Annotated in this window: 16 protein-coding genes and 3 pseudogenes; 10 read left to right on the top strand and 9 right to left on the bottom strand. The window is 70.4% G+C overall.

What is annotated here, in order from left to right; genetic code table 11:
• Positions 1-668: Ig-like domain-containing protein (locus ACZ4NB_RS33390; protein ID WP_467666780.1), on the bottom strand; the 668-nt coding region annotated here is incomplete at its 3' end.
• A gap of 435 nt (positions 669-1,103) precedes the next feature.
• Here ACZ4NB_RS33390 and ACZ4NB_RS33385 point away from each other — a divergent pair.
• The 3 genes from ACZ4NB_RS33385 to ACZ4NB_RS33375 all read left to right on the top strand — a co-directional run bounded on the left by ACZ4NB_RS33385 (position 1,104) and on the right by ACZ4NB_RS33375 (position 4,307).
• A complete protein-coding gene (locus ACZ4NB_RS33385) occupies positions 1,104-2,024 on the top strand; it encodes a pentapeptide repeat-containing protein (protein ID WP_467666779.1) in 921 nt (306 codons plus the stop codon).
• 201 nt (positions 2,025-2,225) lie between these two features.
• Positions 2,226-3,326, top strand: coding sequence for a M20 family metallopeptidase (locus ACZ4NB_RS33380; protein ID WP_467666778.1), 1,101 nt, complete (start codon positions 2,226-2,228; stop codon positions 3,324-3,326).
• Positions 3,327-3,422: 96 nt separating this feature from the next.
• Entirely contained in the window at positions 3,423-4,307 is an 885-nt protein-coding gene (locus ACZ4NB_RS33375; protein ID WP_467666777.1) for a hypothetical protein, read from the top strand.
• 59 nt (positions 4,308-4,366) lie between these two features.
• On the opposite strand, the gene ACZ4NB_RS33370 is transcribed toward ACZ4NB_RS33375, so the two are convergent.
• The 3 genes from ACZ4NB_RS33370 to ACZ4NB_RS33360 all read right to left on the bottom strand — a co-directional run bounded on the left by ACZ4NB_RS33370 (position 4,367) and on the right by ACZ4NB_RS33360 (position 6,573).
• On the bottom strand, positions 4,367-5,116 hold the full coding sequence (locus ACZ4NB_RS33370) for an MBL fold metallo-hydrolase (protein ID WP_467666776.1): 750 nt from the start codon (positions 5,114-5,116) through the stop codon (positions 4,367-4,369).
• 16 nt (positions 5,117-5,132) lie between these two features.
• Positions 5,133-5,420: a hypothetical protein gene (locus ACZ4NB_RS33365; RefSeq protein WP_467666775.1), complete on the bottom strand. Its 288-nt coding sequence runs from the start codon at positions 5,418-5,420 to the stop codon at positions 5,133-5,135.
• A 169-nt stretch (positions 5,421-5,589) separates the two neighbouring features.
• Positions 5,590-6,573 (bottom strand): NADP-dependent oxidoreductase, encoded by a 984-nt coding sequence (locus ACZ4NB_RS33360; RefSeq protein WP_467666774.1) that lies wholly within the window; start codon positions 6,571-6,573, stop codon positions 5,590-5,592.
• 140 nt (positions 6,574-6,713) lie between these two features.
• Between ACZ4NB_RS33360 and ACZ4NB_RS33355 the strand changes: the two genes are divergently transcribed.
• The gene (locus tag ACZ4NB_RS33355; protein ID WP_467666773.1) at positions 6,714-7,709 is read left to right on the top strand and encodes a GlxA family transcriptional regulator; all 996 of its coding nucleotides are present in this window, start codon (positions 6,714-6,716) and stop codon (positions 7,707-7,709) included.
• Positions 7,710-7,859: 150 nt separating this feature from the next.
• Positions 7,860-8,333, top strand: coding sequence for a hypothetical protein (locus ACZ4NB_RS33350; RefSeq protein WP_467666772.1), 474 nt, complete (start codon positions 7,860-7,862; stop codon positions 8,331-8,333).
• 176 nt (positions 8,334-8,509) lie between these two features.
• On the opposite strand, the gene ACZ4NB_RS33345 is transcribed toward ACZ4NB_RS33350, so the two are convergent.
• From ACZ4NB_RS33345 to ACZ4NB_RS33325, 5 genes and pseudogenes are all read right to left on the bottom strand, one after another.
• The gene (locus ACZ4NB_RS33345) at positions 8,510-8,641 is read right to left on the bottom strand and encodes a hypothetical protein (RefSeq protein ID WP_467666771.1); all 132 of its coding nucleotides are present in this window, start codon (positions 8,639-8,641) and stop codon (positions 8,510-8,512) included.
• A 44-nt stretch (positions 8,642-8,685) separates the two neighbouring features.
• Positions 8,686-11,694 carry a class IV lanthionine synthetase LanL gene (lanL, locus tag ACZ4NB_RS33340; protein WP_467666770.1) on the bottom strand — a complete coding sequence of 1,003 codons (3,009 nt, stop codon included), beginning with the start codon at positions 11,692-11,694 and terminating at the stop codon, positions 8,686-8,688.
• A gap of 358 nt (positions 11,695-12,052) precedes the next feature.
• Complete coding sequence (locus ACZ4NB_RS33335) at positions 12,053-12,226, bottom strand: hypothetical protein (protein ID WP_467666769.1); 174 nt, start codon at positions 12,224-12,226, stop codon at positions 12,053-12,055.
• Between the two features lie 331 nt (positions 12,227-12,557).
• A pseudogene (locus ACZ4NB_RS33330) lies at positions 12,558-12,926 on the bottom strand (DUF6545 domain-containing protein); the annotation flags it as partial.
• Positions 12,927-12,960: 34 nt separating this feature from the next.
• Positions 12,961-13,872: an aminoglycoside phosphotransferase family protein gene (locus ACZ4NB_RS33325; protein WP_467666768.1), complete on the bottom strand. Its 912-nt coding sequence runs from the start codon at positions 13,870-13,872 to the stop codon at positions 12,961-12,963.
• Between the two features lie 343 nt (positions 13,873-14,215).
• On the opposite strand from ACZ4NB_RS33325, the pseudogene ACZ4NB_RS33320 reads away from it, so the two are divergent.
• The 5 genes and pseudogenes from ACZ4NB_RS33320 to ACZ4NB_RS33300 all read left to right on the top strand — a co-directional run.
• Positions 14,216-15,124: pseudogene (locus tag ACZ4NB_RS33320) on the top strand (IS110 family RNA-guided transposase); the annotation flags it as partial.
• A pseudogene (tap, locus tag ACZ4NB_RS33315) lies at positions 15,102-16,520 on the top strand (telomere-associated protein Tap); the annotation flags it as partial. The pseudogenes ACZ4NB_RS33320 and tap, both read left to right, overlap by 23 nt.
• 9 nt (positions 16,521-16,529) lie before the next feature.
• On the top strand, positions 16,530-17,087 hold the full coding sequence (gene tpg / locus ACZ4NB_RS33310; protein ID WP_467666767.1) for a telomere-protecting terminal protein Tpg: 558 nt from the start codon (positions 16,530-16,532) through the stop codon (positions 17,085-17,087).
• A 1,547-nt stretch (positions 17,088-18,634) separates the two neighbouring features.
• Entirely contained in the window at positions 18,635-18,784 is a 150-nt protein-coding gene (locus tag ACZ4NB_RS33305; RefSeq protein WP_467666766.1) for a hypothetical protein, read from the top strand.
• A 34-nt stretch (positions 18,785-18,818) separates the two neighbouring features.
• A complete protein-coding gene (locus ACZ4NB_RS33300) occupies positions 18,819-20,024 on the top strand; it encodes an erythromycin esterase family protein (RefSeq protein ID WP_467666765.1) in 1,206 nt (401 codons plus the stop codon).
• Positions 20,025-20,895: the final 871 nt, after the last annotated feature.

Genomic DNA, 20,895 nt, shown 5'->3' with positions numbered 1-20,895 from the left:
ATCTGCTGGCCGCTGCTGGAGGTCACCTTGATGTGGGACTGGACGTCCTTCTTGTTGGTGATCACCTTGTCGAAGTTGAAGGACACCGGCATGCCCACACCCACGGTCTTCCCGCCCTCGGGGACGTAGGAGCCGATGAAGCTGTTCTTCGACGAGACGGTCGTGAACGTGGCGTTCTCGGTGGTCGAACGGCCCTCGGCGTCCTTGGCCTTCGCCACGATCTTGTACTTGGTGCCGCGCTCCAGCTGCACCGACGGTCTCCACGACGCACCGCCGGACGCCATCGCGCCGGCCACCTCCTTGCCGGACTCCGCGGCGGTCAGCTTCACCTCGGTCAATGTGCCACCGCTGACCTGCACACGGGTTCCGCTGATGCTGGCGTTGGTGGCCCCGTCCTTGGACGACACCGTGATCCTGATGCCGGAGCCTTCCTTGGCGCCGGCCCCGTTCTTGCCGTCGCCGCCGTCCGCCGAGCCGCCCCCGCCACACCCGGTCAGGGCCAGTGCCCCCGCCGCGAACAGGGCCGATGCGGTGAGCGTGCCATGTATCCGCCGGGACCGGGACGACGCACCGGGCACCGACGGCCGCTCGGGTGGGAGCAGCCGGTGGCGCGGTGCGCCGAACCGGAAGGGCACAGGGTTGTCCGGCGTTGTCACGAGCAGCTCCATACAGGAAGGCGGGCCAGGGCCACGGACGATGCGCTATCGGCGGCCGACCATAGGGAGGAAATCTCAACGCGCCTCTTAGAACCGCTGCCGACCGTCTTACCGCCGGACGGAGGACGCGCGGGCCGCCCCCGCCGCCAGCCCGACGTGCCGTTCACCGACTGCGATGTCGACCACGACATCCACCGCGAGAAGCCGGGCGCCGAGGCGGGCGGGCGCGCGGGCTGCGAGTTCGTCCGTTCGCCCGAAGCTGCCGTCCGCCGCGCTGTCAGAACGCAGGTCCGGCCCCGGTTCCGGGGTTCCATGGCCCGTATGACCAGGCTGAGCACCCTGGCGCAGCTGCGCCGCATCTCGCACCGAGGTACCCGCCACGGAAGCCGAAGGCGGGCCAGGCGTCCTCGCGCGGACGACCGCACGGCGGGAAACCGACTGCAGTGGGTGGCACTGGTGGCGTCATCGGTACCGGGGATCGCGGCTCTTGCCGCCCTGCTGTTCACCTGGGTGTCGGTCGAGCAGTCCGGCGAACAGCTGCGGATCGCCGAGCGCGGGCAGGTCACCGGCCGGTTCAATGCGGCAATCGGCAACCTCGCCGCGCCGGCCGTAGCCATCCGTCTCGGCGGCCTCTACGGCCTGGAGCGCCTCATGCGGGACTCGCCGAACGACCAGCCCACCGTCGTCACTCTGCTGACGGCCTACGTCCGTGAACACGCTGGCGGCAAGGCGGGCGGCGCAGCCGATGCCCACCCGGCCACGGACGTTCAGGCGGCCATGACGGTACTGGCCAACCGGGACCCCACGCACGACGGCAGCGGCGACTTCGACCTGCGCAATATCCGCCTGCGCCACCTGGGCTACATGGGGATGTGGGACCGGGCGCGCCAACGCGTCATCGGTATCAACTTCCCGGAGGCCGACTTCAGCGCCGCGGATCTGAGCGACGCGGACTTGGCGCATGCCCGCCTGGCTGGGGCGGTCATGGCGGACACGGTTCTGCGGGAAGCGACTCTGGACGGGGCCGACTTGGCGGACGCCACCCTGGCTGGTGCCGATCTGGCTCGGTCGCACCTCGTACGAGCCGACCTGAGCCGGATCCAGGCGGCCGGGGCGCACTTCGACGATACGTACCTGACAAAGGCGGAGATGGACGGTGCCCATCTGCGGCGGGCCAGTTTCGCCCGTGCCAGCCTGCCCGGCGCGATCCTGCGCGGCGCCGACCTGAGACAGGCCGATCTCCGCGACGCGGACTTCACCGGAGCGGACCTGACCGGCGCCGATCTCACCGGCGCGCAGAACCTGTCGACCGCGGGTTTCGATGGCGCGGTCCTCAAGGGCACCCGGGGCGTGCCTGTGCCTTCATGACGGCAGCCGGACGTTTCCGCCGTAGATGTTGACGAGGCGGGGATCGCGCGGAGGCGCCGAACCGCCGAACCGCCGAACCGCCGAACCGCCGGTCCGCAAAACCGCGCGACCGCGGTGCCGACGCCGACCTGCATGTGGTCGACCCGAGCGACCCCTGCCGTTCGCCGACGGTGCGTTCGACGCGCCGATTACCCTTGCGGCATGACGATGCACAAGATCGGCCCGGTGAGTGTTGACGCGATGCTGGAGGACCTCAGGACACTCGTCGAAGTCGAGTCTCCGTCGCGCGACCTCGACGCCCTGAGGGCATCGGCCAAGGCGGTCGCCGCCGTCATCGAGAACCGCCTCGGCGGGCAGGCCGTCCTCGTCGAGAGCGAAGCCGGGCCGCACTTCCACTGGTCGGCCGGGGGCGATCCGAAAGTACTGATCCTCGGTCACCACGACACGGTGTTTCCGCTCGGCACCCTTGAACGTCGCCCGTTCACGGTCGAAGACGGCCATGCGACCGGCCCCGGAGTCTTCGACATGCTCGGCGGACTCGTGCAGGCCATTCACGGCCTGGCGGCGCTCGAAGACCGCTCGGGCGTCGAGATCCTGGTGACCGCCGACGAAGAGGTCGGCTCCCGCTCCTCGCGCGCGCTCATCGAAGAACGAGCCCTTGCCTGTGGCGCGGTACTGGTGATGGAGGGCGCCGCGGACGGCGGGGCCCTGAAGACCGGCCGCAAGGGCTGCGGCACGTTCGAAGTCTCCGTCGCGGGCCGGGCCTCGCACGCCGGCCTTGAGCCGGCAGCCGGGGTCAACGCCCTGGTCGAGGCCGCGCACCAGGTACTGGACATCGCGGCGCTCGGCCGCCCCGACATCGGCACGACCGTCACCCCGACCGTCGCGTCCGCAGGGACGCTGGACAACGTCGTGCCCGCGGAGGCGACCGTCATCGTCGACGTCCGGGTCGAGTCGGCAGGCGAGAAGGAACGCATCGAAGCGGCTTTCGCGGCGCTGGCTCCCCATCTCGACGAGGCGGCGATCACGGTCCGGGGAGCTGTCGGCCGGCCCCCGATGCCCGAGTCGGCATCGGCCGGGCTCTTCGCTCTGGCGACGAGGCTGCTCCCCGAAGTCGAGGGCAAGGCCGTCGGCGGCGGCAGCGACGGCAACTTCACGGCCGCACTCGGGGTACCCACACTCGACGGCCTGGGAGCGGTCGGGGGCGGCGCCCACGCCGACCACGAGTACCTGGTGGTCGACGTCATGGCCGAGCGGGCGAACCTCGTTGCCGGCCTGGTGAACGCCATTCAGGACGCGTAGCGGCTGGATGCGTAGATCGCTGCGCAGAACGACGCGTAGGAGTACGAGACTGGTCGGCGCCTGACCCCCGCCGATCAACCGTGTTGAGGGGGAAATATGGAAATGCCGTCGGTTCCCGCCAGTGTCATCGCAGTGTTCACCTCCGGGAAGCTGCCACCGGGAATGGCCGCATTGTTCACTCCTGCCGGAGAGTTGGCCGACGGGACGTACTGGTCCCATGTCGCGTCGGCCGTGGACGCATACCTGTCGGCCGGAGCCTTGGACGACAATGTGCGGGGTGTGCTGGCGCTCGTCCAGGCGTATGCATGCCTGTACGAGCTGGACGACTGCGTGGACCCGGACGAGATGGACGAGGACAACGACCGGGCCGTGGAACTGCTCAAAGAGGCCGAAGCCAACGGCGTCGATGAGGGCGAGACCGCTGAGCTGTGGTGGTACTCCGAAGATCTGCGAAGGCGCGCGGGTCAGCTCAGCGACTACATAGCGGAGACGGACGCCTATATCGCCAAGTACGGGGCGTTGCCGCAGCAGCGGTTGGATGCGAAGTTGGGACCGGCGAACGACCTCTACGCCGCCGGCGATCGTGCCGCGGCACTCGCCTTGTTCCGTGAAGTCGCGGAAATCAGTCCCTGGGACAGCGAGTTCAGCGGCTGTATCGACCGCATCGACGCCGGCTGGTGCCGTCTGCTGCACGACGCGGCCCATGTCGAGGGACCGGAGGCGGCGCGGAAGATATGGCAGGAAGCCAGGGCACACTACCGCGCGGCGAAGTTCCCGGTCACGACGCACTCCTGGCAGCTGGTCGAGATGCTGCTGGGCACCGGCGTGCCGGACATCATCGAGGTGATCCTCTACGAGTGGATCGATGCCGCTAACGAAGCCGGGGAAGCGGACATGCCGGTGACCGAGGAACAGCACCGCATCTTTCAACTCGCCCTGGCCGAACTTGAGAAAGCTGAGGAAGCTCCGGAGGGCGGCTGAGCTGAGTGGTGACAGCGCGGCCCCTAGGGCCTGTCCGATGGGTCGGGGTCGGAAAGGCCCTAGAGCTCGACCGTTTCGCCGAGCTTCGGTATCCGCAGCCGCTCACTCAGCCCGGAATGTGCGAAGGCCGTCGTCAGACTGTCCGCCCCCTGAGTGAAGTGACCCCACTGTTCGAAGTGCAGCGGCACGACCTGCCGTGCACCGAGGATCTCCGTGGCCCGCGCCGCGTTCGTGCTGGAGAGTGTGAGGTCCGCATCGCCCACCAGCGGCGTACGGGCCGCACCCACGAACAGCACCGCCACATCGATGGGCCCCGACCGCCGTGCGACCTGCCGCACCACGTCCAGCGAGGCGTTGTCCCCGCTGACGTACACCGTCGGCAGTCCGTCCCCGCTCAGCACGAAGCCGGTCACCTCGCCGACCAGGTGCTCGCTTCCGTCCGGCCCGTGCTGCGCGGGCGTACCCGTGATGCGTATGTCACCGACCTTGTGCGTCTCCCAGTTGGGCAGCGCCCGCACCGATCCGCCGAGCCGCTCCGCTGCCGAGCGGGTGGACAGGACGAGCGGGGAGGCGGCGGCGTACTCGCGTCCCGCCCTGTCGAGGTTGTCCGGGTGCTGGTCGTGCGAGAGCAGTACCGCATCGGCGGCGCCCACCTGCTCCGTACTCAGCGCGGGCCCGGCCAGCTTGACGAGCTTGCGCTCGCCGATCGGGTAGTCGCCGGGGGCGTCGAAGGTCGGGTCGGTGAGCAGACGCAGGCCGCCGTATGCGATGAGCGCGGTCGGTCCGCCGAGGTAGGTGAGGGCGTTCATGACGGTGCCAGCGCCGTCAGTCGACCAGATATTCCAGCCGGGTGGTATGGCCACGAACGTCCGGCGAACCCGCCTTGCACGACGAGCGGGGAGCCGAGCCGCACGATCCGTCGGGTCCGGCGGCTCCGACGCGTCCGGCGGGCCGGCGTCGTTCGTAGACGCTCACCTGGCGGCCTCGCTCCGTACTGGTCGAGCGGCGCACGAAGCGACTGTCCAGGACACGCTGCTTGGCGAGGTCGCGTTCCGTGTCCGGAGCCGGCGCCCCGGGGCCGGTGACGAGCACTATCCGGGGTGCGGCGAGCATGGCGCGCTCCATGGTGCGCGGGTCGGCCTCTATGCCCTTCAGGGTTCCCGACGCCGTCGGGCTCTGGGCCAGGGCCAGGTCCCGCAGGCCCTGGAAGGTGTCCGGTGAGACGAGATTTTCGGAGCGGTTGGGAGAGTGGCGGTGATGTCGTCCTTGGTGGTCGACCGGTTCACGAACCGACGGAAAGGACGATCTTTCCGGTGGTGCGGCCCGTCTCCCCGAGGACGTGGGCGGCGCCGGCCTCCTCAAGGGGGAAGACCGCGTCCGCGATGACGCGCAGTCGACCGTCCTCGACCAGCGAGCTGATCGCGCGCAGCCCCGCCTGGTCGGGTTCGACGAGCATGAACACCGCCCGCACTCCGGCCGCTTCGGCCGCCTGGTGGGGGAAGGCGGCATCCAGCGGCAGGATCGAGACCAGCGTTCCGCCGGGGCGCAGGGTGCGCAGGGAACGGGCCCAGCTCTCGCCGCCGAGGCTGTCCAGGACCACGTCCACGTCGCGGACGGTCTCGGCGAAATCCTCGGTCCGGTAGTCGACGAGTTCGTCCGCGCCGAGCGAGCGCAGCAGTTCGTGCTTGGCGGCGCTGGCGGTGCCGATCACATGGGCGCCCCGAGCCTTGGCGATCTGGACGGCCAGGTGGCCGACGCCGCCCGCGGCGGCATGGATGAGCACGCGCTGACCGGGCCGGACGTGCGCGGTGTCCACCAGGGCCTGCCAGGCGGTGAGCGAGGCCAGCGGCAGGGCACCGGCCCGGAGGTGGCTCAGGCCCGTGGGGCGAGGGGCGAAATGGCGGGCCGGGGCGGCGACGTACTCGGCGTAGGCGCCGGCCGGGTGCGGGAAGCGCGGCATCCCGAAGACCTCGTCACCCGGCTGGAAGAGGGTGACGCCGTCGCCGGTCTCCGCGACCACTCCGGAGACGTCGAAGCCCAGGATGAACGGAGGCTTCGCCCCGTTGGCGAACACCCCCCGCTCGCGGGTCTTCCAGTCGGCCGGGTTCACGCCCGCCGCGTGCACCCGGACCAGGATCTCGCCCCGGCCGGGCCGCGGGCGGGGCATCTCGACGACCTTGAGCACATCGGGGCTCCCCGGGGTGTCCTGGGAAACGGCACGCATGGTCGCGGGGGCAGGGCTGACGATGGCATGAGGCATGGTCATGTTCGCTTTCCGGTGAAGCTTGTTTGCGGCTTTGGCTCTTGTTGTGGTTTGTGCCGGTTTTCTCGGGCACGTCCTCAGCCTGCCGGAGCCGCAAGATCCCCAGTAGCGGCCTGATGGCCACGACCTGAAAGGATCTGGCCATGCACCACGTCGGCGTTCTGGCCCTGGACGGAGTCGTCCCCTTCGAGCTCGGCATCCCCGCCCGTATCTTCGGCGCCGCCCGCGACAGGGCGGGCACCCGGCTCTACACCGTGACCACCTGCAGCCTGGACGGCCGCCCGGTACGCACCGATTCCGACTACGGCCTCAGCGTCACCCACGACGCCTCCCTGCTGGCCGGCGTCGACACCGTCGTCATCCCGCCCTCCCAGGCCCTCGGACCGATCCGCGAAGAGGGCCGGCTGCCGGGCGCGCTGCGCGACGCTCTGGCCGGCATCCGCCCCGGTACCCGGATCGTGGGCATCTGCACCGCCACATACGTCCTGGCCGCCGCCGGGCTGCTCGACCACCGGCCCGCCACCACCCACTGGCGGGAGGCCGACCGGCTGCAGCGGATGTTCACCACCACCCGCGTCGACCCCGATGCGCTGTTCGTCGACGACGGCGACATCCTCACCTCCGCCGGAGTCGCCGCGGGCATCGACCTGTGCCTGCACATCGTCCGCCGTGACCACGGCAGCCGGATCGCCAACGAGGTCGCCCGCTCCTGCGTCGTACCGCCCTGGCGCGACGGCGGTCAGGCCCAGTACATCCAGCGGCCCGTCCCCGACACAGGGGCCACCAGCACCGCACCCACCCAGGCGTGGGCCCTGGAACACCTCGCCGAACGCCTCACCCTGGCCGACCTCGCCGCCCACGCCAACATGAGCGTCCGCACCTTCACCCGCCGCTTCCGCGACGAGGTCGGCACCACCCCCGGCCAATGGCTCACCCGCCAACGCGTCGATCTCGCACGCCACTTGCTGGAGACCACCGAATGGCCCGTCGACCTCGTCGCCCACCGTGCCGGCTTCGGCACCGGCGTCTCGCTGCGCCAGCACCTCCACGCCGCGATCGGTGTCGCCCCGCAGGTGTACCGCCGCACCTTCCGGGGTGAAGGGGGTGGCGGGGCAACAGGGGTGGCGGGGTGCGCGTAGGCCGGTAACCGGGTTGACGGAAGCGGGCAGCCGGGCGCCGGGCGTACCTAAGGGTGGTGCGCGCGTCGACGAGCTCGCAGCAGTTGGTAGGAGCGAGCTTGCAGCAGTTAGTGGGAGTTCGCAGGAGTTCGCAGAGGAGAAGATGAGGCCGTGGAGATCGCCGTCCAGTGGATACGGACGACCTGGACGAAGAAGTCCCGGGGCGGAGAGGCTGCCGCCCGCAGGAACGCGACTCCGGTCGGCTTCGTCATCCCCAGCATGGCGCCCTCGTCCGCGCATGTGGTCCGTATGCACGAGCGGGATGGCTTCGAGCCGTACGGCGGCGAGGAGGACTTGCGCAGGGTCGACGTACAGCTCCGGGAGTCCGACGGTCGACTTCGAGTCCAGCCCAGGGTGGAGCCCCTGTTCGGCCTCCCGCCTCGGCCGCGCAGGCCCCCGGCGGTTCGCCTCGCTCCGGGCCAGTGGGTCCGCTGGCAGCTCAACTACCGTTTCAGCAGTGCATCGGGGATGCAGGACTGGTCGTACTGGACGGACACCTTCAACATCGCGTACGGCCCCGTGGACGCCGATGTGTTCCTGTCGGAGCCCACGGTCCACGTCGACGAGCGAGGGCCACTTCGGTAGCGCCACTCCGGCAGTCCTGCCATGCCGGTGGATAAGCCACGCCGGCAGTCCCGTCATGGGGGACCAGGGCATCACGTCCTTGCACAGTTCCGTGGCCGCGGGTGTCCGCGGCGCCGAGGCGGTACTCCGCCCCGGCGCCGCGGGATGGGTCGGCCCGATGGGGCCGACGAAGACGATCAGAGATCGTTGAGGGTGATGAGGCAGACGGCAGTCTCACCGTGATCGGCCGGGTCCGGGCCCTGCGGTGTGATGTCCGGCAGCTCCTCCAGCGAGTGCTGCAGCTGCACGAAGTCCATGTCTTCCGTCATGTGTGCCTCCAGGTGTGAGGTGGGTGTTTTCTGCTGCGGCCGGGTTAGGTCCGGTCCGCATGTCTGGTGCCCGTGGTGGGACGGCTGCCCGTGGTGAGACGGGTGCCCGTGGTGGGGCGGGGCTCCGTCGTGGGACGAGTTCCCGTTACGGGAGGGGCGGAGTGGGCGCGTTGGAGGTGCGGCACCGGGTCGGCCCACAGCCGGGTTCCTCCGTGCCGCAGCCTCAGCAAGAACGCCAGCGCACCCGAAATGCCGGTGCCGTAGCCCGCCCCGCAGCCATAGCCCGTTTCGTCCAAGGGCACGCACAGCCCCTCGCGGGTGGTGCTGCGCGCGGTCAGGAGGGCCGCCAGCATTCGCGCCCCGGGGAGGAAGCGAGGCGAGTCGGTCGCCTGGGCGAGGTCGAGCAGGAACTCACCCTCGCCGGCGAGCCCGTGGCAGGCTGCCGTAGTGCCGCGCCATCGGGCGCGCAGTACCGCCTCACCTGCCGCCAGAGCGAGGTCGAGGGCCGTCACGTCGCCCGTGGCCTGCCAGAGCCGGACGAGAAACGTGCCCATGCCCGACGAGCCACTGCACCAGTGGACCGACCGTGCGGGCTCGGGGTCGCCCGGGTACTGCGGCCACCAGGCGGCAGTCGGCCCGCCGCTCCCCGGAGTCTCGCCACTGTGCTCCCGCTGGGCCGTCGCGGCGAGCGTCCGGCCGGCTCGCACCGCCGCGTCGTGGAACGCGCGCTCGCCGGTCTCCCGGGCGGCAGCCAGTAGGAACGCGCCGATGCCGGCCACCCCATGGGCGTAGCCGAGGGACGAGCGACCCGCGAAGGCGGAATCGAAGTCCTCCGGTACCCGCCACAGCATCCCCTCCGGGCCCGGGCGTTCGGCCTCGACCAGCCCCTGCGCACACTGCCGGACGCGCTCCGGGAACGGCGTCCCGGGGCGGCCGGCCGCCATCCGCAGGTGCATGAAGCCCGCCCCTGCCGCACCGTGGCAGACGTCCGGGTTGGGCCACCGTACGGGCAGCCGCAGGGCGAGGTCGTCTGCGCACCGGGCCAGTGCCGGGTCGTCCAGGAGCAGCGCCGCCTCCCGCAGGGCCCAGGCCGTGCCCGCGCGGCCGAAGTGCAGGCCGGGCAGCTCGGCTTGGTCGGTGGCGAGGTGCCGGACGATCCAGTCGGCGGCCGTCCTCGTGGTGGCTCGGGCGGTGGACCGTACGTCCTGCGGCAGGGCGGCCGTCTCGGCCGCGCGCACCAGGACGGCCAGGACTCCGGCCGCGCCGTGCTGAACGTTGCAGGGGTCGGTGCGCAGCCCGCTCGGCGTCGTAGGCCAGAGCCGCTCGGCCCGGTCGGGGTCGGCTGTCCCGGAGAGGTAACGCACGCTGTCGGCGATCACGCGGTCGAACAGGGCCTCGTCGGGGGCGGCTGTCTCGGCGAGGTGACCCATGCCGTCGGCGATGGCCCGGTCGAACAGCGCATGGTCAGTGGGCGCCACGGTGGGGCGAGTGGGGGAGGGCCGGCCCCTGCCCTGCCCGAGGGAGGTGAGGACGTGGGACAGCGGGGGCCGTTCGGCGGGGGCCGTCCGCCGCAGGGCGGCGATCACGGGCGCGAGGCGCCGGGCGGTCTCCCCGCTGCGGGCGGCCAGCGCGAGCCACCTACGGGGCACGCCGCCCGCGTCGTCCGGGGGCGGCGGGTTGTGCCCGGTGGCCAGCAGGAACAGCAGACCACCAAGGGCGAACAGATCGCTGCGCGGGTCCGCCGTGTGTGCCCCGGTAGCCGTACGTTCCGGTGCTCGGTACCCGGGGGTGCCGGCCCGGCCGGCGGGCTGCCCGCATACGGCGGCGGTCTCCAGATCGATGACCCGTACGGCACCGTCGGGGCGCACGATCACATTGCCGGGCGCGAGGTCGCCCAGGACGATGCCCCGGTCGTGTACGGCCGCCACGAGCCGTACCAGCGCCTCGACGAGCGGTGCGGCCACCGGCCAGGGCACCCCGGGACCGTCAGGGGCGTCAGGGACGTCAGGGGTGTCAGGAGCACCAGGGATGTCAGGAGCGCCAGAGGCGTCAAGGGGCTCGGCGTCGCTCAGGGCTGCGGAGACCCAGCGGGACAGGGTCGGGCCGGGCACCTCCTCCCGGATCAGGAACAGCCGCCCGTCGTGCTCGACGAGTTCCAGCGGGCGGGGAGCCAGTCCCGCCCCGGTGAGCCGCCCCAGTATCTCGGCTTCGTGCCGCAGGACGGCGCATGCGTCCCGGCCCGGTCCGTCCACCTCGATGTGGGGGAGGGCCTGCTTGACCACGACGCGCTCCCCGGTGGCGGTGTCGGTCCCGGCGAAGACGCCGCCCTTGGTGCTGCGGCGCAGGGCGCCGGAGAGGGCGTAGCGCCCGGCGAGCACCACGGGCGCGCGCCCTGGGGGCTGTTCGGAGGTGGCTGGTGGCGGCTGGTCCAGAGGGGCGCCGGCCCAGGGCGGCGGGGTGAAGCGGGGGCCTCGCAGATCCTCGGTCCGCCGGCCGTCGGGACCGGTCAGCATGGTGCGGTAGAGCCCGTCGGGGCTCAGTTCGGGCCGCCCGGAGAAGGCTCCGTAGCGGTAGTGCACCCGGCTGCCGGGCCGGTACGGGCGGTCGGAGGGGATCACCGGACCCGGCAGCCCGGCCGTGGCGGTGTGCAGGGCATCGGCGAGCGAGGCGAAGTGGGCGTCGTCGTCGGGGTAGAGCGTGATGAACTTGCCCGAGGAGCCGCGGTCACAGTCGGCCGAGTTGACGGTGGCCAGCTGCCGGGGCCCGGCGGCGAACTTGAAGGCGCACGACCGTCGAGCGGCGACGCCGACCACCCTGGAGAGCACCTCGATGGCCGCTCCCGAGGCCGCGCTCACGTGGATCTTCCAACCCTGCATGCGCGGCACATGGGCGGGAGGCAGGGCAGTCACCCACACGTCACCGGCGCGAACACACCAGTCGGCGGTCGCCGTTCCGACGGCAGCCAGGGCCGCGACGGCAGTGTCCAGCAGGGCGGACTCCGACACGGTGCCGGATGCCGTGCCACATGTCGCGCCGCACGTCTTCCGAGCCATGGTGCGGTGGTCAGTGTCCATCCCGCCTCTCGATCACTCCGTTAGCCGATCGTTGCTCCATCTGCGAGCAGTCTTCTGCTGACTGCCGACGACCGCCATCGAAGAGGGGCCGTGCGGGTGCATGGAGACGGCTGACCACCCGCGCACAGCTCATGCGATCTCCGTCCGCCGCAGGCCGGACGCTGCCGCTGTCCTGCCGCTCCTACCGCCGCTCGTGCCGCTGCCCGGCTATCGGCAGTGCTGGCGGGAGCCATTCACACGCAGTTGGGGTGACGGCTACAGCCACCGATTTGTGAGTTTGCGGGCTGTTGCCTTGTTTGAGGGGTGGAGGTTGTTTCCAAGGTTGTAGCCGGGGTGCTCAGGGTGGGCATTCGACTGCGCCGTTGTTTTTGGCGACGATCGCCGCATGGTCGGGGACCTGGCTCGGGCGGACCCAGGCCGAGACGGAGAAGCCACGGGAGGTGTCCACGACCGGGATGTCGGTGGTTGCGTAGCCGTCGGTGCCGTTCAGGGACAGCGCGCTGCCTGCCACACCCTCCGCACCAGGTGTGGCTCCGCCGTGCAACCAAGCTGGGCGGCTGGCACGCTGGCGCTTGCACAAGCCGAGGCCGCACTCCGGCTGACAGACGCCGTCCAGCGCGCCCTTGATGTACTCGAGCGAGTGCCGGCTGCCAGACTGCGCTCAACCTCCCGCGCCCGGCTGGTCCGACTCGACACAGCCCTCGCTGCCACCTCGGCAGCCGGAGTCGATGAATTGCACGAGCGTGTCCGGGCATTGCCGCCGGTCATTGACGGTCGCGGAGACGCAGTCAGCGCCTGACAGGCCGGACCGCTCAACTGGGCCACTACATTCTCAGGCCGATTCACCAGTGAGGTCCGAGTGCGATCCGGTGCGAGGTCTGATCGGCAGCCTCACAGCAGACCTGGTAGGGCCACTGGCCCTGGGATGACCGCCCCAGAAGTTCTTCTACTTGCCGGGGAGGGCGGATAGTCGCGTACTCCTGCTGTACTTGGGCCCACCAGCGTGCCTCCTCTTCGGTGGTGGCTAGCGGTTTCCTCGGCAAGGCATCCGACGAGCCGCGCGTGCACCGCCCATGAGCGATAGCCCGCAGTGCTGATCTGATGTAGAGAGCCTTGGCTGCCGCCCGAAGATTGGACCGGTCCTTTGAGGACTCCTCCACAAGGTCCTCGGCGGCGTAGAACAAGCCCGGTCGCGCATAGTCCCGTAGTTGCTCAACTGCATCAGCACCAGCCCTCGCTGAGTGTTTACCGTGTCTGCGTCACACCGCATCTCAGAACACGGTCGAGCGCTGCCCGGCCTGCGGGTCCCCATGTCGGCTTGCCGCCGGGAAGGCCCCGGTCTCCGTTCTGGCCCATGAGCATGAGGAACAGGCTTTTCAGAGCAGCCAGTCCGCGGGCGCGCTGGATCGTCGCCTCGTCCGCATGCGCGTATACGTCGAAGAACCGTGAGGCGGCGCCCGCGGGAAGGACCACCCATGCGGCCGCGAGATCCCACGCCGGATCGCCGGCGAACATGTCACCGAAGTCGATCACACCTGAGAGCGTCCCGTCCGAGACGACGACATTTGCGGGATGAAGGTCACCGTGCACCCATACCTGCGGGCCCTCCCACTCGGGGGCCGCAACGGCATCATTCCAGACGGCCCGGACCTCGTCGGCAATGCCGCTGGGGACAACGGCTTGAAAGAAATGCTCGAAGCCGTCCGTGCACTTCTTGGGGTGAGCGCCGCGGTCCGAACTGGTCGGCGCCTCGGCGGGCGCCTCCATATGCAGCGCCCTGAGGAAGCCCGCCAGCGTGTCAGCCGCGTGGTCGCCGCGGCTGATCGAGGTGTAGTCCAGCGGCTCGCCAGGAACCCACGTCATGATGGTCCAGGGCCTCGGGAAGCGCGTGGACGGTTCACCGATCCGGACAGGGTTCGGAATCGGGAGCGGCAGGCGCGGGGCCAGGACGGGCAGCCATCGGCACTCCTTGCGCTGGAGATCCGGGGCACGTTCTGTACGCGGCATGCGCACGGCCAACTTGTCCCCAAGGCGCCACTGCCGGTTGTCCCATCCGCCCGCTACTTCGCGGATGGCCAGTCCTGCAAGGTCCGGATGCTGCTCCTGCAGTAGGTCGTGAACCAGGTCCGCAGTGATCTCGATCTCGGAGTCGGTCATGCGAAGCCACAGTACTGGGGCAGACGGATCGGCTCTTGCTCTCGTCGAAGAATTCCAGATCGCAGTCGCCGGGCACGGGACCCCTTACGGCCTCCCCGGACAGCCACTCAACCTTCCCTACGTTGTCCTGCGGGAGGCGGTGAGCCCTTCGTATGGTTCACCCACCCAGGGGCGCCGGGTGTGGCTTTCAACCTTCTGCCGCTTGTGGCTCGCAGTGATTGGCCGCCCGGCGCCCCACGACGACTCGGCTGCCAATTAGGAATTGCGAATGATCGCTCCGTAGGGAATCGACAGCGAGGTCGTCCGTGGGAGGAACCAGCAGCACACCGCACGGAGGCATCACATGGCCGCGATCTGGGCCGGCATCGACGCAGGCAAGGCCCACCACCACTGCGTCGTGATCGACGAGAGCGGCCGTCGGCTGCTGTCGCGGCGCGTCGTCAACGACGAGCCCGAACTGCTCGAACTCCTCGCCGATGTCCTGGCGTTGGGTGACGAGGTGACCTGGGGTATCGACCTGGCCGACGGCGGAGCCGCCCTGGCCATCGCGCTCCTCCTTAACCACGACCAGACGGTGCACTACATCTCCGGCCGGGCCATCCACCGTGCCTCCGAGGGGTACCGCGGCGAGGGCAAGACCGATGCCAAGGACGCCGCGGTCATCGCCGACCAGGTCCGCGTCCGTCGCGACCTGCGCCCATTACGCGCCGGCGACGACGCCGTCGTCGACCTGAAGATCCTCACGGGCCGCCGCATGGATCTGGTCGCAGACCGCACTCGCACGGTCAACCGGCTCCGTGCCCAGATGGCCGGCATCTTCCCCGGCCTGGAACGGGCCCTCGACCTCACCAACACCGGTCCGCTCATCCTGCTGACCGGCTACCAGACGCCGGCCACTATCCGCCGGATCGGCACCAAGCGGCTGGAGACCTGGCTGCGCAACCGCAAGGTCCTTCGCGCCGACCGGCTCGCTGAGACCGCCGTCCAGGCCGCCGAGCGCCAGCACACCAGCCTCCCCGGAGAGAAGCTCACCGCCCAGCTGGTGCACACGCTGGCAAAGGAGGTGATGGCCCTCAACCAGCAGGTGGCCGAGCTCGACAAGGCCATTGAGGCCCGATTTCGCGAGCACCGCACCTTCGATGTGATCACCAGCATGCCCGGTCTGGGCATCATCCTCGGCGCCGAGTTTCTGGCCGCCACCGGCGGCGACATGAGCGTCTTTGGCACACCGGCGCGGTTTCGGTCCGTGGGCCCGTATCTATCGGCCTGCATCAGGTGGCCGCCGGCAGTGTGTGCAGCTTGCGGTCCTGTCGTGGGGTGCGCTTGATGCGCGTTCATGGGGGAGCACCGATCAGTTGGAGCCCGCGGAGATCGCGCGTGTGCTGGGTACTTACGCCGCCAGGGTCATCACCCCGCGCGGCTCCACGGCCGTGTCCGGGTTGGAGGCGATGACGGCGCTGCGGCCGCCGACGCGGGCTGTCAGGGACGCTGAGTCCGGCAGCTGGGTGTCCGGCCCGATGCCTGGCTCGCTGACCGAGGCGGTCGACCCGGCTCCGGTGGAGGCGCCGGACGAACACCCGGTCGCCGCCGCCCTCTACCCCCGCGGTCATCAGCGCACCTCCGTCGAGGTGTTGGACGAGGAGGCGTATGAGTGGATCCGTGACCCGCAGTTGCTCACCGACGCCGAGTGCCGGCGGGGCTTCGCGGTGGGCATCGACGTCAACACCGCCTTCCTCGCCGCCGCCAACCGTCTCGTCGTCGGCCTGTCCGGCCCGGTGCACGTCAAGGCGCCCGCGTTCGACAAGAAGGTGCCCGGCTCGTGGCTGGTGGACCTGTCCGGCATCGAGCTCGACCCGCGTCTGCCCAACCCCTTCACCCCGCAGGGCGTCCGGCCCGACGGCCCGGCCTGGTATGCGACGCCGACCGTCGCCTACGCCCAGGAGCTCATCGACACCTACCGCCTCCCGGCGCAGATCCGGCCGTTGGAAGCGTGGCTGCGCACCGAGTGCGGTCCGTATCTGGATCCCTGGTACAAGCGCCTGAGCGAGGCGTACAAGGCCACGATGGCCGACCTCGGCGTCACCTCCGGCCTGTCCGAGGAGCAGTTCCTCGAAGCGATGGAGTGGCATAAGGCCGCCGACCCGGCCCTCGCCGCGGTGTTGTCCGCGATCAAGTCGACGGTCAAGGGCGGCATCGGCAAGTTGCGTGAGCGGCCCAAGAGCATCCGCCATAAGTTCGGTGAGTCGTGGCCGGCGTTGGAGCGGCCGACGTGGCGGCCTGACATCCGTGCTGCTGTCATCTCTGCCGCTCGTGTCAATATGCATCGTAAGGTCCTCAAAACCGCTCTGGCGGTGCAGCAGGCTCCGGCGCCGACGGGGAGCCTGAGGCTCGATCAGGATGCGCTGATCCCTATCGCGCTGCTGTCGGACTGCGCTGTTTACCTCTCCGATGGCCCCGGCCCTCTGGACTTCCTGCCGCACACCATCGACGGCAGGCCGGCCCCTGGCAGCTTCCGGCTCGGCGTCAGTCCCGGCATGGTCAAGCACGAGGGCACCCGGGAGCTGCTGTGGGCGGTGCAGATGCTCGACGAGGGCCACAACCCCGCCCGTCATATCAAAGGCCGCGACGCCGCGCTCGATGGAGAGTAGAAGACCGACATGGGCATTCTCGGCGACAGTATCGAAAGGGCCTCGGCCGCCACCGCCACCCGCGCGATTCCCAAGAGCGCGGGCGCGCAGATGCGGTATCTGGTCAAGCAGCACAAGGGTTCCACCAAGGCCGTGGCTCAGCTGCTGGGTATCTCTCAGCGCACGGTGGAGCGGTATGTCAAGGATCAGATCCGTCGGCCCCGCCGCGAACTCGCCGCCCGTATGGAGCGCGAGGTCCGCAAACGGTGGCAACCACGTGTGCGCCAAAGGGCCCAGCTGCGTGCGGCGTCCACCGACGGCATCACCCTCGAGGCCCGGGCGCGGTTCGGGTTCACCGCAGCCCCGGGAACGACGGATGACGGGCGGATCCGGCTGATCACCCAGCACCTTCCACCGGCCTATGCCGCGCGGCTGTTCGACGCCCAGGCGCTCGGCGCCACCGAGCAGCAACTGCGGAGCATCGCCGCTGAGGGACTGCAGGAGATCTACTTCAAGGACCGCGGCCGTCGCGCCGACGGCCTGCTGGTGGAGTTCACCGACATTGACTACGTTGAGCTGGACTTCTGAGACTACGTTGAGCTGGACTTCTGGCCGATGGAATGGGTGGGGGCTGCTGGCATCGGGACTGAGTCGAAGCACGCTGGTTGTCGCATAGGCAGGCGTGTTGTCACCTGCGAGGCTGACGTCGGCAGGTCGTTGTGCTCAGCCGATGAGCTTGCCGGGACTGCTGAGGGGCGGCGGCGGCCGTCCGCGGCGAGATGGACCTTGACGTCAGTCCGTCGCGGGAGACCCGAGGTGTGTCGGACGGCTCGCCTGCGGGCGCCCGCTATGCCGTCACGAGCCACCGTGCGAAGGGGTGGAACACCGTCTGCCGCGGCAAGAACTCCTGCGGCAGTTCACGCCACGCGAGGTGCCCGCGGCACGTGAACACCCTCACGTCGATCACCCGCGGTGGCCTGACATGACCGGCCCCGCCGCGGCCTCGGATCCGGCGCCTTGCACGCAGCCTCCGCGGCATCTGCCTCGGCGCCAACCGTCCCGCCTCTGGGCCTGCGCCACGCCATGCACGACCCTCTGGGCCTGCGCCACGCCATGCACGACACCGTCACCATCAGCGTCCTCGCGCGCACCCTCAAGGCAGCCACATCCCGACGGGCCTGTCGTGGCCCGCCTCGTCTTCGCCGTGCACGGCCGCCGCGCCGACCTGCGCCCCGTGTGGCAAGCCGCCCACGAAGGAAACCCGCAGGATCAGGATGGACCGCGCCTCGCCGCCGCACTACGACGTCTGGGTCCTTGCCACCGTCGGTTGCACGGCCGCCGCCGTCGCCGGCGTAACCGGTCGTGGTCCGAGCCAGATCCGCTACCTCTGCCGCACACAGTGACGTCCGCCCCGCCCGGGGCATCGCTGCAACCAGGGCGGGGGCAGGGAATCGCCAGCGGCACATGGTGCGCAGCCCAAGGCACTGGGCGCGGTTCGCTCAGTGAAGCGCCCGCGGGCGTCGACTGCGGCACCTCCAGTGCGTCGGCCGCTTTCCGTGCCATGGCGGCACCTGCGGCGCCAGATGGCTGGGTCCGCCATGCCGTGTGACACTGCGCCGATGAACGGGATCGAGAGCCCGCGCTGGCCCTTGGGCGCTTGAGCATGACGGCGTGAGCGCTCGGTGTCGGCAACTTCGCCGCCGACGAGCGGTGGTGTGACGATGATCCGGAAAGACACGCCGCGCTTGAGTTGCGGTCCTCGGCCGGCCGCCCGGCAGCCGCGCCAGGGGTGCGTCTGTGGTTCGGGAGCAGGATGTCGGCGGGGATTGGGACCATCGGTGCGTCGACCAGGGCAGCTGACGTCACCGCTGGGAGGGGAGCGGGCGCTGGCCATGGTCGATGGGGAGCACTGTCCCGATGTGGTCCGCGAAGCCCTGTACACGCTGCCTGGCGGGTGGCTGGCGCCCTGCTCGTAGGGGGACCGAGGAGCTGCGGGAGACACCGGACTTCGGCCTGCCGCTGCTGACCGGGAGCGTCGCGGACGCCGTCTTCGCCTGCGGGGCTGATCTCGTTGTCGACCTCTCGGACGAGCCGGTGGTCGGCGGTCCGGAGCGGATGGCGTTCGCAGCACAGGCATGGCTCGCGGCATCCCGTACGCGGGAGCGGACTTCCGCTTCGAGCCTGCGCAGCTGGCGCCGTTCGCGCTTGCGTCCATCGGCATCGCCGGTACGGGCAAGCGGATCGGCAAGACCGCCGGCCAGCGAGGCGGCGGCCACTGCGCTTGACCTCAACTCAACTTGACGTATGAGAGTGCAGGGCATGAACCACGACATCGCCCCCGCTTTTGCGCTGCCCTTCTCCACCGACTCCCTCGACGCACTCGCCGCCCGGATCGCCACCGGCGCCACGATCGTCGGCATCGGCGGGTCCACCCGCTTCTCCCGCGAGGTCTCCGGCCTCCAGGACCAGCTGTTGCGCCGCTTGGTCACCCAGCACGGCTTCCGCCTCCTCGCGCTGCAGGACCACACCGGGGCCGTCGACCGCCTGGACCGCTACGTACGCACCGGCGAGGGCTCCGCCGAGAGCGCGCTCGACGCCTCGTGGCGCCCGTGGCGCACTGCGGAGACGGCAGCGGCGCTCCGCTGGATCCGGGCGTTCAACCGCGACCACCCGGACGACCCGGTCCACATCGTCGGCACGAAGCCTGCGCAGGTGCAGCACGAGGACTACGACGCCGTGCTCGGCCACGTCCGCGCCGTCGCCCCGGACCGGCTGCCGGAGCTGACCGCGCACCTGGAGCCGATCAGGACCGCGCACGACCTCGACGAGCACGTCCAGCGTGCCCAAGGGGCCCACCCGGGACGCCCGTTCGCCGAGCACGCGCGGGATGCGCTCGCGCTGCTCACGTCCCTGCCGACGGCGAAGGGGAGCGAGGCCGTGCTGGCGCGGATGCGTCTGATCGTGGACTTCCACGAGCAGAGCGTCGCCGGGCGGGGCAGCTTCGGCGGCCAGGACGACGCGGCGGCCGACGTGCTGGCCGGACACCAGCGTCTAACGGGCCTGCGCATGGTCTTCTGGGACGGCATCGCACACACCTCAGCAGCTCCGTTCCGCCTCGGGATGGTCTCCGACGACGCCCTGATGCCCAGCGTCGGCAGCGAGCTGCGCGCCCGCTACGGGGCGGCGTATGTCGCGGTGGCGATCGGCTTCCACCACGGGGACCTGGGGGTCGTCACCGTCCCGGAGCCGCCGGCGGACTTCCTGGACGCCGAGCTCGGCCGGGCGGACACGCCCGCGCACTGGCTGGATCTGCGCGGGGAGCACGAGGGGGACGCGGAGCACGGGGAAGACGTACACCGCCGCTGGGCGGGCCCGGCGAAGATGCGGGTCATCAGCGGGGTGTACGACCCGGCGCAGGACGCGGAAGCCTATCTGCGCGTCGCCTCCCTCACCGCCGCGTTCGACGTCCTCGCCCACGTCCACCAGGCCCATGCCGCGCACTGGCTGGAGCGCGTGCAGCGCTGAGGCCATGGGCCTGATCCACCGGACAGGCCCTGAGGCGCCCACCATGACCACTGGGGTCCGCGGCGGGACCGGGACCACGTCGAACTGTCGGCGGGCCACTGGAGAGCCTGCTGCTCGACATCACGGGCTGGACGCGGGACGAAGTCGACCATGGGCGTCGCGCTCTCCACCGAGCTGGGGCAGTTCGGCACCGGCGGCCGGGCGACGTGCGACCCGAGCTCCGGTGAGCGGAACCGTGGGGACTGGTTCGCCGGCACTCCCCGGTCGTCCCGGGCCGACTCGCCGATCGGTCTGGGCGCGCGGGGAGGTCGTGACCAGCGCGCCACCCGCCCCGTACGCCGCTATGCCCAGCGCATGCCGATCTTGGACAGTTGCTCCACTCGCTGTGGGGTCAGTGTGGCGGCTCGGGAGCGTGGGTTGCTGATCGAGGCGCCGAGCTTCGGCTGTGATGGTCTGCGGGAGAGTGTCAGTGGTGCAAACGTCACCTGAATGTCAGTGGTGCAGCCCCAGTGACCTGGTAGTCGGCACTGACGGATAGTGCTTGCTTGTTGCTGACATGAGTGACGAATGCCCATGTCGTTCTCACGCCGACTGCCAGGTGACGCTGGTGCTCAGCACGACCGACTCCACCGCCGGCGCGCTGTCCGATGCGATCGCAGACGGTTTGGCGTCCGGATCATGATGCCGTGCCGCGTGGCGGACGTGCCCCTCATGGTCGGGCGCTGCGACGCGATCGCCCGCGGCTGGCTGCCGCACTTCCTGGTGCCTTCCCCGGGCCCGGAGGAACGGGCCGATGCCGGCCAGTTCTCCTGCGTGAGTCCCCGGCACCGGGAAGCGATCCTGCGATACGTCCCCGAGCTGACCGCCACGG

It is taken from the genome of Streptomyces sp. NPDC026575, from assembly GCF_055567415.1.
This window is presented reverse-complemented; position numbering and strand designations above follow the sequence as displayed.

Excerpts from the sequence above, each read along its gene's own strand:
- ACZ4NB_RS33325 (WP_467666768.1), bottom strand. The coding sequence starts at position 13,872 with ATGACCGACTCCGAGATCGAGATCACTGCGGACCTGGTTCACGACCTA.
- ACZ4NB_RS33355 (WP_467666773.1), top strand. The coding sequence starts at position 6,714 with ATGCACCACGTCGGCGTTCTGGCCCTGGACGGAGTCGTCCCCTTCGAG.
- ACZ4NB_RS33360 (WP_467666774.1), bottom strand. The coding sequence starts at position 6,573 with ATGACCATGCCTCATGCCATCGTCAGCCCTGCCCCCGCGACCATGCGT.
- ACZ4NB_RS33300 (WP_467666765.1), top strand. The coding sequence starts at position 18,819 with ATGAACCACGACATCGCCCCCGCTTTTGCGCTGCCCTTCTCCACCGAC.
- ACZ4NB_RS33370 (WP_467666776.1), bottom strand. The coding sequence starts at position 5,116 with ATGAACGCCCTCACCTACCTCGGCGGACCGACCGCGCTCATCGCATAC.
- ACZ4NB_RS33345 (WP_467666771.1), bottom strand. The coding sequence starts at position 8,641 with ATGACGGAAGACATGGACTTCGTGCAGCTGCAGCACTCGCTGGAGGAG.
- lanL (WP_467666770.1), bottom strand. The coding sequence starts at position 11,694 with ATGGCTCGGAAGACGTGCGGCGCGACATGTGGCACGGCATCCGGCACC.
- tpg (WP_467666767.1), top strand. The coding sequence starts at position 16,530 with ATGGGCATTCTCGGCGACAGTATCGAAAGGGCCTCGGCCGCCACCGCC.
- ACZ4NB_RS33305 (WP_467666766.1), top strand. The coding sequence starts at position 18,635 with ATGGCTCGCGGCATCCCGTACGCGGGAGCGGACTTCCGCTTCGAGCCT.
- ACZ4NB_RS33380 (WP_467666778.1), top strand. The coding sequence starts at position 2,226 with ATGACGATGCACAAGATCGGCCCGGTGAGTGTTGACGCGATGCTGGAG.
- ACZ4NB_RS33365 (WP_467666775.1), bottom strand. The coding sequence starts at position 5,420 with ATGCTCGCCGCACCCCGGATAGTGCTCGTCACCGGCCCCGGGGCGCCG.
- ACZ4NB_RS33375 (WP_467666777.1), top strand. The coding sequence starts at position 3,423 with ATGGAAATGCCGTCGGTTCCCGCCAGTGTCATCGCAGTGTTCACCTCC.